Annotated in this window: 17 protein-coding genes; 12 read left to right on the top strand and 5 right to left on the bottom strand. The window is 38.3% G+C overall.

The genetic code is table 11. From position 1 onward, the window contains the following. Positions 1-115 precede the first annotated feature (115 nt). Positions 116-1075: an NAD(P)H-dependent flavin oxidoreductase gene (locus ACIFOT_RS24575; protein WP_430069103.1), complete on the top strand. Its 960-nt coding sequence runs from the start codon at positions 116-118 to the stop codon at positions 1073-1075. A gap of 39 nt (positions 1076-1114) precedes the next feature. After that, complete coding sequence (locus tag ACIFOT_RS24570; protein WP_430069100.1) at positions 1115-1387, top strand: UPF0223 family protein; 273 nt, start codon at positions 1115-1117, stop codon at positions 1385-1387. Between the two features lie 38 nt (positions 1388-1425). On the opposite strand, the gene ACIFOT_RS24565 is transcribed toward ACIFOT_RS24570, so the two are convergent. Further along, positions 1426-2061 (bottom strand): YktB family protein, encoded by a 636-nt coding sequence (locus ACIFOT_RS24565; protein ID WP_430069097.1) that lies wholly within the window; start codon positions 2059-2061, stop codon positions 1426-1428. Positions 2062-2240: 179 nt separating this feature from the next. Here ACIFOT_RS24565 and ACIFOT_RS24560 point away from each other — a divergent pair, with 179 nt between their 5' ends. Together ACIFOT_RS24560 and ACIFOT_RS24555 are read left to right on the top strand one after the other, a co-directional pair. Continuing rightward, positions 2241-2435: a hypothetical protein gene (locus ACIFOT_RS24560; RefSeq protein WP_430069094.1), complete on the top strand. Its 195-nt coding sequence runs from the start codon at positions 2241-2243 to the stop codon at positions 2433-2435. A 219-nt stretch (positions 2436-2654) separates the two neighbouring features. Next, on the top strand, positions 2655-3455 hold the full coding sequence (locus ACIFOT_RS24555) for an inositol monophosphatase family protein (RefSeq protein WP_430069322.1): 801 nt from the start codon (positions 2655-2657) through the stop codon (positions 3453-3455). Between the two features lie 187 nt (positions 3456-3642). On the opposite strand, the gene ACIFOT_RS24550 is transcribed toward ACIFOT_RS24555, so the two are convergent. After that, positions 3643-3828, bottom strand: a complete 186-nt coding sequence (locus tag ACIFOT_RS24550) for a YlaF family protein (protein WP_430069091.1) — start codon at positions 3826-3828, stop codon at positions 3643-3645. Positions 3829-3976: 148 nt separating this feature from the next. Between ACIFOT_RS24550 and typA the strand changes: the two genes are divergently transcribed. From typA to ACIFOT_RS24535, 3 genes are read left to right on the top strand one after another with little or no spacing between them, the layout of a single operon-like run. After that, complete coding sequence (gene typA, locus ACIFOT_RS24545) at positions 3977-5815, top strand: translational GTPase TypA (protein ID WP_430069089.1); 1839 nt, start codon at positions 3977-3979, stop codon at positions 5813-5815. Between the two features lie 15 nt (positions 5816-5830). Then, on the top strand, positions 5831-6145 hold the full coding sequence (locus ACIFOT_RS24540) for a YlaH-like family protein (protein ID WP_430069086.1): 315 nt from the start codon (positions 5831-5833) through the stop codon (positions 6143-6145). Positions 6146-6160: 15 nt separating this feature from the next. Then, entirely contained in the window at positions 6161-6454 is a 294-nt protein-coding gene (locus tag ACIFOT_RS24535; protein WP_430069084.1) for a hypothetical protein, read from the top strand. 41 nt (positions 6455-6495) lie between these two features. Here ACIFOT_RS24535 and ACIFOT_RS24530 read toward each other — a convergent pair whose 3' ends face one another. Next, positions 6496-6696, bottom strand: a complete 201-nt coding sequence (locus tag ACIFOT_RS24530; protein WP_430069081.1) for a YlaI family protein — start codon at positions 6694-6696, stop codon at positions 6496-6498. Positions 6697-6866: 170 nt separating this feature from the next. On the opposite strand from ACIFOT_RS24530, the gene ACIFOT_RS24525 reads away from it, so the two are divergent. Next, complete coding sequence (locus ACIFOT_RS24525; RefSeq protein WP_430069078.1) at positions 6867-7322, top strand: pyridoxamine 5'-phosphate oxidase family protein; 456 nt, start codon at positions 6867-6869, stop codon at positions 7320-7322. 17 nt (positions 7323-7339) lie between these two features. On the opposite strand, the gene ACIFOT_RS24520 is transcribed toward ACIFOT_RS24525, so the two are convergent. Next, a complete protein-coding gene (locus tag ACIFOT_RS24520; protein ID WP_430069075.1) occupies positions 7340-7930 on the bottom strand; it encodes a YhcN/YlaJ family sporulation lipoprotein in 591 nt (196 codons plus the stop codon). Positions 7931-8090: 160 nt separating this feature from the next. On the opposite strand from ACIFOT_RS24520, the gene ACIFOT_RS24515 reads away from it, so the two are divergent. Next, positions 8091-9419: a PhoH family protein gene (locus tag ACIFOT_RS24515; protein ID WP_430069072.1), complete on the top strand. Its 1329-nt coding sequence runs from the start codon at positions 8091-8093 to the stop codon at positions 9417-9419. A 39-nt stretch (positions 9420-9458) separates the two neighbouring features. Here ACIFOT_RS24515 and ACIFOT_RS24510 read toward each other — a convergent pair whose 3' ends face one another. Continuing rightward, entirely contained in the window at positions 9459-9956 is a 498-nt protein-coding gene (locus tag ACIFOT_RS24510; protein ID WP_430069070.1) for a peptidyl-prolyl cis-trans isomerase, read from the bottom strand. A 157-nt stretch (positions 9957-10113) separates the two neighbouring features. Between ACIFOT_RS24510 and ACIFOT_RS24505 the strand changes: the two genes are divergently transcribed. From ACIFOT_RS24505 to pyc, 3 genes are all read left to right on the top strand, one after another. After that, a complete protein-coding gene (locus ACIFOT_RS24505; RefSeq protein WP_223596031.1) occupies positions 10114-10395 on the top strand; it encodes a YlaN family protein in 282 nt (93 codons plus the stop codon). A gap of 173 nt (positions 10396-10568) precedes the next feature. Further along, a complete protein-coding gene (locus tag ACIFOT_RS24500; protein WP_430069067.1) occupies positions 10569-11777 on the top strand; it encodes an FtsW/RodA/SpoVE family cell cycle protein in 1209 nt (402 codons plus the stop codon). 66 nt (positions 11778-11843) lie between these two features. Beyond that, on the top strand, positions 11844-15287 hold the full coding sequence (pyc, locus tag ACIFOT_RS24495; RefSeq protein WP_430069064.1) for a pyruvate carboxylase: 3444 nt from the start codon (positions 11844-11846) through the stop codon (positions 15285-15287). Positions 15288-15321 lie beyond the last annotated feature (34 nt).

The raw sequence follows: 15321 nt of genomic DNA, 5'->3' as shown, positions 1-15321 counted from the left end.
AGCACTAATCGTTTACCTTGCATAGGTTTATTTGTTTTAGTTTTCCTTTTTAACAGGAAAATTACCCTTTTATAACGAAATAAGAAAGAATGAAAATTTTTAGGAGGAAATTAAATTGAAGTGGCAAACAAGGGTTACAGATATACTTAACATTCGCTATCCCATTATTCAAGGGGGACTTGCATACTTAGCGTATTCCGATTTAGCAGCAGCGGTTTCAAATGCTGGGGGACTTGGTCAAATCACCGGGATGTCTTTAGCTAATCCAGAGCAGCTTAGGGAAGAAATAAGGAAGGTAAAGCAATTAACTAATAATCCGTTTGGGGTTAATTTTGCCATTGGTCAGCATGGCAGACCATTCTCTGACTTCCTGAAGGTTGCCATTGATGAAGAAGTACCGGTCATTTCGATGACAGGCGGCAATCCAGCGCCTATTTTTGAACAATTAAAAGGAACATCTATAAAAACACTCGTACTTGTGGCAGCAAGGAGACAAGCGGTTAAAGCGGAAGAGCTGGGAGCCGATGCGGTCATGGTAGTGGGGCAGGAAGGCGGAGGGCATCTTGGACGTGACGACATCGGTACAATGGTGCTAATTCCACAAGTTGTTGATAGTGTTTCTATCCCGGTTATTGCTTCCGGGGGTATAGGTGATGGCAGAGGGTTGATGGCAGCACTAAGTTTAGGGGCAGAAGGAATTGAAATGGGAACAAGGTTTATTGCCACAAAAGAATGTATTCATGCAAATGAGGTATATAAACAAGCACTAGTAGAAGGAACAGAAACCGATACGGTGGTTATTAAACGTACCTTAGGCGCACCTGCCCGGGCGCTAGCGAACAGCTGGACTGAAAAAATCCTCGAAATTGAAAAAAATAAGGGTGATTATGATAAGTTAAAAGATTTTATTAGTGGAATGGCTAATAAACGGTATATTTATGAGGGTACTGTTGATGAAGGCTTTGCATGGGCTGGACAGGTAATGGGCCTTATAAAGGATGTACCAACAGTAGCAGAACTTTTCGAGATAATGATTAACGATGCGGAACAAATTCGTACCAAATGGGGAAAATAAGGTATGATACTCTTGAATGATTAGTAAGAAGGTGAAGAAATGGAGTACCAATACCCGATTGATTATAGCTGGACAACTGATGAAATCGTCGAGGTCATTAACTTTTTTGAAGCAATTGAGAGGGCTTATGAAAAAGGAATTGAACGCGATGAGGTAATGATGATTTACCGCCGTTTTAAAGAGATTGTCCCAAGCAAAGCGCAGGAGAAAACGCTTTGTGGAGAATTTGAAGAAATAAGCGGTTATTCATCCTACCGTACTATAAAAAAGGCAAAAGAAGCACCATCTGGAGAACGTATATTAATGAGGTAAATAGGAAAAGCTCCTGAATTTTGTTCAGGAGCTTTTTCTTATTTAATGTTTTGTGCGATTTTATAAAGCGGGGCCACTTGATTAAAAACTTCATCAATTTTTTGTAATAGTCCATCTGACCCCATTTCGATTACAGCTTCTCTGCCAATTGTATACCCACATAATAATTCTGCCTTTTTTATGTTTTGAAAACGGTCGAATAAGGATTGCAGATCCTTTTTTGTCATGTCCCCATGTATAACAACATCGGGTTTCATATGATCACCTGACCATACATAGTCTTTAGGAGTTTCTTTGAAAAGTTTATTTATCTTTTTAGCAAGCCTAGCCCCAATCACTTCTTTTTGTGGAGCTTCATAAATAACTGCAAACCAAATGAATAAATGAGTGTTCCATAAGCCTATTTGAAAATGGGGAAGCATTTTATAACCGCGGGAATTATTTGCGAAGGCGACCCAAGTGTCCTTTGGCGGATTGATTGTCCTTCTGGCATGCTTTGCAACATGGACAAACATTTCATCCCCTGTTACTTGTGATAACGTTGGTGCGAAATATTCTCCTAATTTTTCTAATTTAGGACGAATAGTTTCTTTTAGTGCCTCCATTCTAGCCTCTAAACCATCTATTAAAAAGACATCAAAATCTTCATTTGTAAATCCTTTGAAATCCACCATTTCTTTTACCCCCAACCAGCCATTTGTCATTTATTGTAGCATATCAGGGAAAAGACAAGAAATTTGAAGCATTTCTAGGTTAAAGCACATATTTGTTGCAACATAACAATCTGGCTCATATTATACAGTAAAAAATAATCTGAAAAATTGAAAAAAATCTTCGGAAGGGGAGGAGAAGTGTGAAACAATTGATGAATACTTCATTAAAAAAAGCAAGCGATAAAGAAAGAGCAGCAGTGTTAAGATTGGAAATGGATTATGAATTAGCTGTATTATTTGAGGCAATCGAAGAAAAAAATGAAAAGAAAATGAAGGAATGTAAACAAAAGTTAGAAAAAATCCGCCAAGAATTATTACGATTAAAAGCATTTTAATTGGGATTAATCTATTTCTAAGGGGTAACAAGTTAGAATGAAGATTGAAATACTACTTATTTAAAACGAACTCCAAACAGTGAGGGGAGTTCGTTTGTTATTGTGCAGCGATAATAAAATTCGGAACAAAAGTTGATATGCATGACTATTTTGATTAAGCTATAAATACTACTACTACATAGGAATTTCGAAAAATAATCCATTTATTTTTGGAGGGGAATCATGAATTGGGAAAGCATTTATGCCAACGCAAAGGAATGGGTATTAGAAGCTGGTGACAGGATCCGTTCCTCCTTTGATAAAACTTTAAATATTCAGTCGAAATCAAACCCCAATGATCTAGTCACGAATATGGACAAGGAAATTGAACAATTTTTTATTGCGAAAATAAAAGAGGTTTACCCTGAGGATAAAATCATGGGGGAAGAGGGTTTTGGAGACAAACTGACAAGCCTTGAAGGTATCGTTTGGATCATTGACCCCATTGATGGAACGATGAACTTTATTCATCAGCAAAGGAATTTCGCCATTTCCCTTGGTATATATGAAAACGGTATAGGAAAAATTGGGATTATTTATGATGTGGTCCATAATGAGTTATATCATGCATTTAATGGCAAAGGGGCTTATTTAAATGAAATCCCTATTCCTCCCTTAGAGGAAACGACCGTACAAGAATCGATTATTGCCTTGAATGCGACATGGGTTATGGAGAATCGTCGAATCGATCATAATTTAATGATACCATTAGTACGGGCTGCCCGAGGAACAAGGTCATATGGGACAGCTGCCCTTGAACTGGTGTTTGTGGCTACGGGAAGAGTGGATGCATACCTTTCCATGAGGTTATCGCCATGGGATTATGCTGCTGGAGTGGTCATAATAGAGGAATTAGGCGGGATTGTTACAAATTTAAGAGGAGAAAAGCTGGATTTTCTAACCCAGGATTCCCTTTTCGCTGCCAAAGCAGGTCTCCACCAGACGATACTGAAGGAATATTTAAAGGATGGAAAATGGTAAAAGAAGCCAAAACAAATGGCTTCTTTTTTAATTGATAAGAAAGTAAATATTTCGTCTTCGAGAATTGTCTAGCTCCAGCGCCTAGCCCCTCGAGGTCATAAGCCACTCCCAAAATGAAGGCAAAAAGCGCCTTCCTTTTGGGACCGTCTTATGCTTGTCGGGGCTGACCAAGGCGCTTGCGCTTTGCTTATAGTTTACCGTTTTCGCGCATTCTTTTTTTTGTGGAAAAACCTAGTCCCATTATAACAATCACTGCCAGTATACAGCCGATAATCCCAAGCAAGCTTTTTTCACTTATGGCAACGCCAATCCCCATAATACTTGCTGCAGCTAAAATCGCATAAATCAGTAATGGCCATTTAATGTTTTTCATTATTTTTGCCCCTCAAATTTATATTTATTTTCATTCTACATAAAATGCTATTAGGTTTCCACTTTAATTATGGTATAATGTTTTAGTTGTAAATGGGAAACTATAAATAGTTTTATTTTTTATAGAATATAGGCAGGAGTGGAAATTTTTGAAAATTAGAGAAGATATTCGTAATATTGCGATAATAGCCCACGTTGACCATGGAAAAACAACGTTGGTTGACCAATTGTTAAAACAATCAGGTACATTCCGTTCGAATGAACACGTGGAAGAGCGTGCGATGGACTCGAATGATTTGGAAAGAGAGCGCGGAATAACTATCCTTGCGAAAAATACGGCGATTCAATATAAAGATACCCGAATCAATATTTTAGATACACCTGGACACGCAGACTTCGGAGGAGAAGTTGAGCGTATTATGAAAATGGTTGATGGGGTATTGCTTGTGGTTGACGCCTACGAAGGATGTATGCCGCAAACTCGTTTTGTTCTTAAGAAAGCATTAGAGCAAAACTTAACTCCAATTGTTGTGGTCAATAAAATTGACCGTGATTTTGCGCGTCCTGCAGAAGTAATCGATGAAGTAATTGATTTATTTATCGAGCTTGATGCAACAGAGGACCAACTTGAGTTCCCAGTTATCTATGCTTCAGCTATAAATGGTACTGCCAGCACTGATTCAGACAAACAAGACGAAAACATGCAATCCTTGTATGATGCCATTGTTGAACATATCCCAGCACCGATTGATAACCGCGACGAGCCGCTTCAATTCCAGGTAGCACTTCTAGACTATAATGACTATGTTGGAAGAATTGGAATTGGCCGCGTTTTCCGTGGAACAATGAAGGTTGGACAGCAAGTTGCATTGATGAAATTAGACGGATCTGTAAAACAATTCCGTGTTACCAAAATTTTTGGTTTCTTTGGTTTAAAACGCGAAGAAGTTCAAGAAGCAAAAGCTGGAGATTTAATTGCTGTTTCCGGTATGGAAGATATTAATGTTGGTGAAACGGTTTGTCCTGTTGAACATCAGGACGCATTACCGATTTTAAGAATCGATGAACCGACACTTCAAATGACTTTTGTAGTTAATAACAGCCCATTTGCTGGAAGAGAAGGTAAGTATTTAACCTCGAGAAAAATTGAGGAAAGACTTCGTGCTCAATTACAAACAGATGTTAGCTTGCGTGTTGATAATACCGATTCACCGGATGCTTGGATTGTCTCAGGCCGTGGAGAGCTGCATTTATCTATCTTGATTGAAAATATGCGCCGTGAAGGGTATGAGCTTCAGGTTTCTAAACCAGAAGTAATTGTGAAGGAGATTGATGGCGTTCGATGCGAACCGATTGAGAGAGTTCAAATCGATGTTCCAGAAGAGCATACCGGTGCAGTGATGGAATCCATCGGTGCCCGTAAAGGTGAAATGCTTGATATGATAAATAACGGTACTGGACAGGTTCGCTTGATCTTTAATGTTCCTGCTCGAGGTTTAATTGGCTATACTACAGAGTTCTTAACAATGACACGCGGTTATGGAATTATTAATCATACCTTCGATAGCTATCAGCCGATGGTTCAAGGGAATGTTGGCGGCAGACATCAAGGTGTACTTGTTTCCATGGAATCTGGAAAAGCTTCCACCTATGGTATCATGCAGGTTGAAGACCGTGGCACGATTTTCGTTGAACCAGGTACAGAAATTTACGAAGGCATGATCGTCGGAGAGCACACTCGTGAAAATGACTTAACTGTCAATATTACGAAGATGAAACAAGCAACGAATGTTCGTTCTGCTAATAAAGACCAAACATCTGTCATTAAGAAACCTCGAATCATGACATTAGAGGAATCATTAGAGTATTTAAATGATGACGAATATTGCGAAGTAACTCCTGAATCAATCCGACTTCGGAAGAAGATTCTTGATAAAAATGAACGTGAAAAAATGGCGAAAAAGAAGAAATACGCTGAAATGAGTTAATTAGGAGGTTTTATCGTGGATGTTGCAGAACGCCTCTCATTCTTTGCTGCACTCTATAAGGTAAGCGAACAGCCCAAAGTGGGAATGTGGCTTTTATATCTAACAATTGTTGCACTTTCGATTGTTGTATATAAACTGGGTTTTGCCAAAAAGCTGCCGCTTGGTAAATCAATTATCATTTACATCTTTTTATGTGTAGGATGTACAATTCTTACTTTTTTGGGCATCTTTTTGCCTGTTGCCGAAGGACTTGTTGTTGCGGCTTTAATATTAATTATATATAAAATCCGCTTACACCAATCGAAGAAACAGCAGACAGAAGCAAAGTAACGGGGGTTAAAAGTAATGAAATCCTTACAGGATGAACTGTATAATTGGCTTACGATAAAGATTGTCAGCGATGCGCGTCCCGATGATTCAGCCGCTAAAGAAACGCTAGATCTTTTTGATGATATTTTAACCTCACAGCATCATGTATCGAATATAGAAATCACAACCGATGATATGATGTACTATTTGTCTTATCAACAAAACGGGGAAAATAAAAAAACACGGTATCCCCGTGAATTAATTGAGGTAATGCTCAATCAAATTAATCAAGAGCCAGAAAAGTATGAGAACTACCCAACCGAAGAATAAAAAAGAAGGCATATCCCGAAAGGGATATGCCTTCATCCTTTTTACCATTCATCTTTCTCGGATTTTGCCCTATAGAACTTAAAATTACCTGTATCTATTCTGGCATTTGTCTTCTTAGCAATTCTCTCGCTGCAGCTTTTACACATGTATGTATGGATTGGTCGATTTCGGAGCCTCTTTGCGGCTAATGACTCATCTTCAATCGCTTCAATTTTATCGCAAATTACACATTTAACTCTCATTAAAGCACCTCTTAATTTATTTATCAAAATGGAATAATTTTATTATACTATACCAGTTCAAAGGGCGTTACGTAAAATAAGTGTTTAGGTTGTTAAAAAAAAGGGATAGTAGTAATATGAGAATATCTGTTTTAAAATAGATATTTGGAAATAATGAAGGGGTTGTAAGAATGGCAAATCAGGTTGAAGAAAGACTAATAAAGCCTTTATATGATGAACTGCAAAAGGAAAGATTCGTTACATTAGCCACAATTGATCATGAAACGGGAGGCCCTAATGTTAGTGCAATTTCCTGGGTACTAGCGAAAGATGAAGGTACGATTTACTTTGCAGTCGATAACCGTTCGAGAATTCTCGAGAATATTAAAAATAATAACAAAGCAGTCATTAATTTAATTGCTAACGAATCTACATATTCGATTCAGGGAGAAGCAATCATTAAAGAAGAAAGACTTCCTGATGTCCCGTTAAAATTGGCTTTGGTGGAAATAACTATTAAAGAAGTAAGAGATGTAATGTTTTACGGATCAAAAATAGTCACAGAAGTACAATACGATAAAACATATGATAAAAATGCAGCAGAAAAATTAGATCGACAGGTTATGGAAGCAATGAAAAAAGCTTAGGAAATCCTAAGCTTTTTTCATTTATAATGATTGGATTGATCTTCCTGTTCCTTGTTAAGCTTTTTTTCTTCGTCTGATGGCAACTTTTTGTCCGGTTTATCCGTTGCGTTTTTCGGACTTGGTGTAATTAAGTCTCCTGGTATCTCTGGCATTAGCCGGCCTGCAACATCTGCCAGCTCCTCCATAATACCTTGAACAGGTCTTCCTTTATTTATATCTGCTTGTATTTCTTTTATGCGCTGGGTTGTATCAGCGTCAGCCACGACAACCGCATTCGCCCCATAAGGATCCTTTTTTAAGCTCTCAGCAACGGAATATTTAATGGAGCCTACCTGAGAACGATCAATTTTTGAATTCACGTCAATTCCGACAATCGCATATTTACCCAAAACAACGGCAGTTGCATCATTTACATTAGGTATACTGGTTGCCAACTTGACCAACCGCTTGGATATTTGCTGTCCTGTTTTACGATCAACATTTTCAATATAACTGTTTTTAACATTTACTAACGACTGATTTCCGTTTTTTGCTGTTTCTTTATTATTATCGGGATTACAGCCGCCAAGAAGTAAACAGATAGTAAATGTCATCAAAAAATACTTCATTTTAACCCCACCTTAAAGAAAGTCTTGTTAACATTTATTGTGCGGAACGTCTTCTATCTTTATTCCAATAAACATATATTTTACCAAAGTCCAATCTAGCAAAAGGTTTGTTTAATCCATATTTAACAAGCCTTACACCAAGTGAAGCGGAGGCGTCGCTTTGAGCAAAATATACGTGTTAGATACAAATGTCTTGCTACAAGACCCGTATTCCATTTTCTCCTTTGAAGACAATGAAGTTGTTATTCCTGCAGTCGTTCTCGAAGAAGTGGACTCAAAGAAGAGGTACATGGATGAAGTCGGGAGAAATGCAAGACATGTATCAAGATTAATTGATGGTCTTAGGGCCTCAGGCAAGCTTCATGAAAAGATTCCACTCGAAAATGGGGGGACAATCAGAATCGAGTTAAATCATCGCACCTTTCATGAGCTTCAAGACATTTTTATCGAAAAAACAAATGACAACCGCATCCTTGCGGTGGCCAAAAATTTATACTTAGAAGAGCAAACAAAGGAAAATGGAAAACCGGTAATTCTTGTCAGTAAAGATGCTCTTGTCAGGGTAAAAGCAGATGCGATTGGCTTAGATGCAGAGGATTTTTTAAATGACCGTGTTGTGGAAATCGACCATATATATACGGGTTTCTATGAGGTATTTATACCAATTGAGTTATTGGGCCGCTATTATGAAAAAGGAGAATTAATTCTTTCAGAAATAGCGAATCATCCTTTTTATCCAAATCAGTTTCTCATCATGAAAGATTCCAATGGCACTTCAGCTTCAGCAATAGGGATGGTCGATAAAACCAGTAAAAAAGTGAAGAAATTGGTTTTAAATCAAGAACATGTTTGGGGAATTCATCCAAGGAATGTCCAGCAAACGATGGCAATTGAACTATTGTTGCGAAAGGATGTACCACTTGTCACCTTAATTGGAAAGGCAGGAACTGGAAAAACCTTGCTGGCCCTTGCTGCTGGTTTAATGCAGACAGAGGATTTCCGGGAATATAAAAAGCTCTTGGTCGCGAGGCCCATCGTACCGGTTGGAAAGGATTTGGGGTTTTTGCCGGGAGAAAAGCAGGAAAAGCTGCGGCCGTGGATGCAGCCTATTTACGACAATTTAGAATTTCTATTTAATACAAAAAAACCAGGTGAATTAGATGCAATTTTAGCAGGGATGGGCTCAATTGAGGTTGAGGCGTTAACATATATTCGCGGCAGAAGTTTACCAAAACAGTTTATTATCATTGACGAAGCGCAGAACCTGACAAAACATGAAGTAAAAACGATTTTAACTCGTGTAGGAGAGGGAAGTAAAATTGTCTTAATGGGTGACCCGGAACAAATCGATCATCCCTATCTTGATGCCTATAACAATGGTCTTACGTATGTTGTGGAACGGTTTAAAGACCAGGTCATATCAGGCCATGTGAAACTATTAAAAGGGGAAAGATCAGGTTTAGCAAGGCTTGCCGCGGATTTACTATAATTAAAAAAATAAAACGGGCGCCCTTTGGCACCCGTTTTATTATTTAACCTTGAACTTTGTTACATCTTTAATAGGATTTTCCTGATTAGAGCCATTTCCTAAATATACATGAACAGGACCATCAAGGGATAATGGTTTCCCGTTTTTAGAAAAGCCCAGGATTAACTCATAGGCCTCATCTAGAGGAAACTCATAGTCCTTGTCAGAACATTGCACGACAAGAGCCCTGGCATCATCAGCTGGTTCGGCATTTTGCAAGAATGGCTTAAAAGGAATTCCAAAGGTGCCAGTCATAACTTTTACTTTTTCAAAGTTCTTCTCTGTCTTTAAAGTGGGCGGATAGATTGCTCCTTCAGTAATTTCACGATCCCAATGCTTTGAAACAGTTTTTGTATACTCTTCCAATGCATTCACATTCTCTTTTTCATTCGAAAAATACGTGTTTAAATCAACGCGGCGGTCGTCGAAAATCCAGACACTAGGATCAAGAGTTATCGTATATTTCACTTTTCCTGTAATCATTATAATATTTTCCATTGTTTTACCCCCTAAAGTTCACAATACTAAGTATAGCTTTTTTTTATAGGAATGTCATAATCCATGCAGTACACCTTATTGTTCTTGCAATTTTCGATAGTAAAAGGTAAAATTTATAGATAAGTTGTATAATCGCTCTGAATTGGGGGGATGAATGTTGGCGTCTGAAATGATCGTGAATCACCAGGAAAAAGCCTTTGCTTTATTGCAGGCTGACGCTGAAAAAATTTTAAAGCTTATCAAAGTGCAAATGGACAATCTTACGGCCCCTCAATGCCCTCTATATGAAGAGGTGTTGGATACGCAAATGTTTGGCCTTTCAAGAGAAATAGACTTTGCTGTTCGATTAGGCTTAATAGATGGTAAGGATGGAAAGGCGATCTTAGATAAATTAGAAAGAGAATTATCTGCCTTGCATGACGCATCTTTAAGAAAATAAACGTCATTAACTCAAACAATGGAGTGGAATTGTTTGGGTTTTTTATTAATTAACCTATTCAGAATATTCTCTATTGAATGAATATCTTAACGGTAACATTTCCTCAAGTAATGAACTGCAGAATCCATTATAATAATATGTGTAAATTAATTTTGAAAATGAGGAAATATAAAATGGTTAAAAAGATATTAAAATCCTATGATTATACATTGATAATTGCCATAATCCTATTATGTGCTTTTGGTCTGGTTATGATTTATAGTGCAAGTATGGCTTATGCGGTCCAAAGATATGAAGTTGCCAGCGATTTTTTCTATCAAAGACAAAAAATATTTTTGCTAGTTTTTGCTTTGATCTTTATTATTTCAGCTATCATTCCATATAAAATGATGCAGTTTACCAAATGGTTTCAGGTGCCAATGGTATTTGCTTCAATAATTACCCTGCTTGGTTTATTTGTATTTGGACAAACAAAGAACAATGCACAGAGCTGGTACCAACTAGGGAGTTTTTTATTTCAACCCGCTGAGTTTGTAAAGCTGGCTGTGATTATTTATTTAGCGAGTGTTTATGCAAAAAAGCAAGCCTATATCAATCAATTTAATAAGGGTGTCCTTCCGCCCTTGGTATATCTGTTTGTAGTATGTTTTCTTATTATAATTCAGCCAGACTTTGGTACGGCATTTATCATTGCTCTTATTGCAGCTACTATCATTTTATCCTCTGGGATGAGTCCTAAAAGTATCGGTAAATTAGTAATATCGGCTCTTATCATTCTTATTCCGGTGATTTTAGTCTTATGGGCTACTGGAAGATTATTTTCTGCGGAGCAAATGAGCCGTTTTCACGTTCTAAAAAATCCCTTTGCTGATGCCCAGGATGCTGGTTTTCATTTAGCAAACTCATACATAGCCATTGGCTCTGGAGGGGTTAATGGACTTGGTTTAGGAAAGAGTATTCAAAAACTCGGCTATTTACCGGAATCACATACAGATTTTATTATGGCTATTATTGCAGAAGAACTAGGAATTTGGGGTGTGGGCTTCGTCATTCTATTATTGGCCTATGTGGTATTGAGAGGAATTTATATTGGTGTACAATGTAAAGACCCATTTGGAAGTCTGCTTGCTATTGGGATATCCAGCATGATTGGGATCCAATCCTTTATCAATTTAGCTGGTGTATCAGGAATTATACCGCTTACTGGTGTGCCGCTGCCATATATTAGCTACGGCGGTTCATCCCTGTTAATGCTTGCTGCCGCCACTGGAATACTTGTTAATGTTTCGATGTTTGTCAAATATGAAAAAAAATATAAAAATAAGCAAGAACAAGCTGACAAAAAACAACAGAATCGTGATGGAAATGTTTTTTATCTTTAATCAAAACGCGGGGGCCTTTTAAGATCCTCGCGTTTTTAAAAATACATAGAATTTGAGGTGCTACTAGTGACTAGACAAATCAATAAAGTGTTGGTTGCCAACAGGGGAGAAATAGCAATTAGGGTTTTTCGCGCTTGTACAGAACTGAATATTCGGACTGTTGCGATTTATTCAAAGGAAGATTCTGGTGCGTATCATCGTTATAAGGCAGATGAAGCTTATTTAGTTGGAGAAGGCAAAAAACCAATTGACGCCTATTTGGATATTAATGGCATCATTGCTATTGCTAAAAAAAGTGGAGCCAATGCCATTCATCCGGGCTATGGATTTTTGTCTGAAAATATTCATTTTGCCAAACGATGTGAAGAAGAAGGGATCATTTTTATTGGTCCGACCTCGAAACACCTTGATATGTTTGGCGATAAGGTTAAAGCAAGACAGCAGGCAGAGTTAGCGGAAATTCCCGTCATTCCGGGAAGTGATGGTCCTGTAAATAATCTTGCCGAAGTAGAGGATTTTGCAGAGAGGCATGGATATCCGATTATTATTAAAGCTTCACTCGGCGGTGGTGGCCGCGGGATGAGAATCGTCAGGAGCCATGAAGAGGTTAAGGAAGCATTTAACCGTGCTAAATCTGAAGCGAAAGCAGCATTTGGGAATGACGAAGTATATGTGGAAAAATTAATTGAAAAACCGAAGCATATTGAAGTGCAAATCATTGGTGACAAACACGGGAATATAGTCCATCTATTTGACAGGGATTGCTCTGTACAAAGGCGACACCAAAAAGTAGTCGAGGTTGCTCCAAGTGTCTCCATTTCTAATGAATTGCGGGGCAGGATATGCGATGCAGCCGTAAAATTAATGAACAATGTTTCCTATATAAATGCTGGTACTGTAGAATTTCTTGTCGCAGGAAATGACTTTTATTTTATTGAGGTAAACCCGCGCGTACAAGTTGAACACACCGTAACGGAAATGGTAACAGGGATTGATATCGTGCAAACGCAGGTTTTAGTTTCCGAGGGTCATGACCTCCATGGTCCGATTATTGGGATTCCTGAGCAGGATAAAATCCAGCTGAATGGATATGCCATTCAGTCACGTGTTACCACAGAAGATCCCCTAAATAATTTTATGCCAGATACAGGAAAAATAATGGCTTACCGTTCTGGAGGAGGATTTGGAGTACGATTAGATGCTGGTAATGGCTTTCAAGGTGCGGTAATTACACCATATTACGATTCATTGCTTGTTAAGCTCTCAACATGGGCATTATCTTTTGAACAAGCTGCATCTAAAATGGTTCGGAATTTACAGGAATTTAGAATAAGAGGAATTAAAACAAATATTCCCTTTTTAGAAAATGTCGTCAAACATGAGAAGTTTAGAAATGGTGAATATGATACGTCTTTTATTGACACGACCCCTGAGCTGTTTATGTTTCCGGTACGTAAAGACCGTGGAACGAAAATGCTTAGCTATATTGGAACAGTTACCGTAAATGGCTTTCCTGGCATTGAAAAAAAGAAAAGACCCGTATTTTCGAAGCCAAGAATCCCAGCCTTACCATATGACATGCCTTTCCAAGAAGGAACCAAGCAAATACTAGATAAGTATGGTGCACAAGGGCTGATGGATTGGGTTAAAAATCAAAAGCAGGTCTTACTAACGGATACGACCTTTAGGGACGCTCATCAATCCTTATTAGCGACTCGCATGAGGACAACAGATATTGTTCAAATTGCCGAACCTGCAGCAAAACTTTTACCAGAGTTATTTTCTTTTGAAATGTGGGGCGGTGCCACATTTGATGTTTCTTATCGTTTCTTAAAAGAGGATCCTTGGAATCGTTTATTAACACTACGTGAAAAAATTCCGAATGTTTTGTTTCAAATGTTGATACGCGGTGCTAATGCCGTCGGCTATAAAAACTACCCTGACAACTTAATAAAAGAGTTTGTTCAGCAATCGGCTTCTGCCGGAATTGATGTGTTTCGGATTTTCGACAGCTTAAACTGGGTTAAAGGAATGGAAACGGCTATTGATGCCGTTAGACAAACAGGAAAAATTGCGGAGGCATCCATTTGTTACACCGGTGATATTTTGGACCCAACAAGAACCAAATATAATCTGGCCTATTATAAAACATTGGCAAAAGAACTAGAGAAGCAGGGGGCTCATATTTTAGGAATAAAGGATATGGCAGGCTTATTGAAGCCGGAAGCAGCCTATAGGCTAGTATCAGAATTAAAAGAAGCGGTTGATATTCCAATCCATCTCCATACACATGATACCAGTGGAAACGGAATTTTCACTTATGCACGTGCCATAGATGGTGGTGTAGATATCGTGGATACGGCCCTAAGTACAATGGCGGGCTTAACCTCCCAGCCAAGTGCTAATTCTTTACATTACGCTCTAGAAGGGTCAAACAGGAAACCGGCTGTTAATATCAAAGCACTTGAAAAATTATCCTATTACTGGGAGGATGTCCGCAAGTATTATCAGGATTTTGAGAGTGGGATATTATCTCCGCATTCTGAAGTCTATCAGCATGAAATGCCAGGGGGGCAATACAGTAATCTTCAGCAGCAGGCAAAAGCAGTCGGGCTGGGAGAACATTGGGATGAAGTTAAAAACATGTACACCCGAGTAAATAAAATGTTTGGTGACATTGTAAAGGTTACGCCTTCCTCAAAGGTTGTCGGAGATATGGCATTATTCATGGTGCAAAATGAGCTGACAGAGGAAGATGTGTTACAAAAGGGGCAGTCGCTTGATTTTCCTGATTCTGTTATTGAGTTATTTGAGGGATATCTAGGTCAGCCTCATGGAGGTTTTCCTGAGGAATTGCAAAAAGTGATTTTAAAAGGAAAAAAACCTTTAGAGGTCAGACCGGGTGAGCTATTAGAATCAATTGATTTTGAACAGCTTAAGAATGAGTTATTTCAAGAACTCGGCAGACAAGTTACTACCTTTGAAATTATCTCTTATGCACTGTATCCAAAGGTATTAATGGAATATACCAAGACGGTTGAACAATTCGGAGATATTTCTGTACTAGACACCCCAACATTTTTATATGGTATGCGCCTGGGTGAAGAAATTGAAGTGGAGATCGAAACAGGAAAAACACTGATTGTAAAGCTTGTCTCGATTGGTCAGCCCCAAGCAGATGGAACAAGAATTGTTTATTTTGAATTGAATGGACAGTCCCGTGAAGTGGTTATTAAAGATGAAAGTATTAAAGCCACGGTATTATCGAGGTTAAAAGCCGATCCAAAAAATGAACTCCATCTTTCAGCCTCTATGCCAGGAACAGTTATTAAGGTACTAGTGGAGAAGGGGGAAAGGGTAGAACGCGGTGATCATTTAATGATTACGGAAGCGATGAAAATGGAAACAACTGTGCAAGCACCATTTACAGGGGTATTAAAGGATATTTATGTAGTAAACGGAGATGCAATTCAGACAGGTGATTTATTGCTTGAACTAAATAAGGCTTAAAAAAAGAGTTGCCGAAAAGATTTCGGCAACTCTT

Source organism: Neobacillus sp. NRS-1170, from assembly GCF_050468025.1.
The sequence above is the reverse complement of the archived record's forward strand: the minus strand, read 5'-3'. Positions and strand labels throughout refer to the sequence as shown.

What these genes read in the sequence shown, in the direction of transcription:
- ACIFOT_RS24525 (WP_430069078.1), top strand. Translation starts at nt 6,867, where the DNA reads ATGGCAAATCAGGTTGAAGAAAGACTAATAAAGCCTTTATATGATGAA.
- ACIFOT_RS24500 (WP_430069067.1), top strand. Translation starts at nt 10,569, where the DNA reads ATGGTTAAAAAGATATTAAAATCCTATGATTATACATTGATAATTGCC.
- ACIFOT_RS24550 (WP_430069091.1), bottom strand. Translation starts at nt 3,828, where the DNA reads ATGAAAAACATTAAATGGCCATTACTGATTTATGCGATTTTAGCTGCA.
- ACIFOT_RS24565 (WP_430069097.1), bottom strand. Translation starts at nt 2,061, where the DNA reads ATGGTGGATTTCAAAGGATTTACAAATGAAGATTTTGATGTCTTTTTA.
- ACIFOT_RS24570 (WP_430069100.1), top strand. Translation starts at nt 1,115, where the DNA reads ATGGAGTACCAATACCCGATTGATTATAGCTGGACAACTGATGAAATC.
- ACIFOT_RS24510 (WP_430069070.1), bottom strand. Translation starts at nt 9,956, where the DNA reads ATGGAAAATATTATAATGATTACAGGAAAAGTGAAATATACGATAACT.
- ACIFOT_RS24535 (WP_430069084.1), top strand. Translation starts at nt 6,161, where the DNA reads ATGAAATCCTTACAGGATGAACTGTATAATTGGCTTACGATAAAGATT.
- ACIFOT_RS24530 (WP_430069081.1), bottom strand. Translation starts at nt 6,696, where the DNA reads ATGAGAGTTAAATGTGTAATTTGCGATAAAATTGAAGCGATTGAAGAT.
- ACIFOT_RS24520 (WP_430069075.1), bottom strand. Translation starts at nt 7,930, where the DNA reads ATGAAGTATTTTTTGATGACATTTACTATCTGTTTACTTCTTGGCGGC.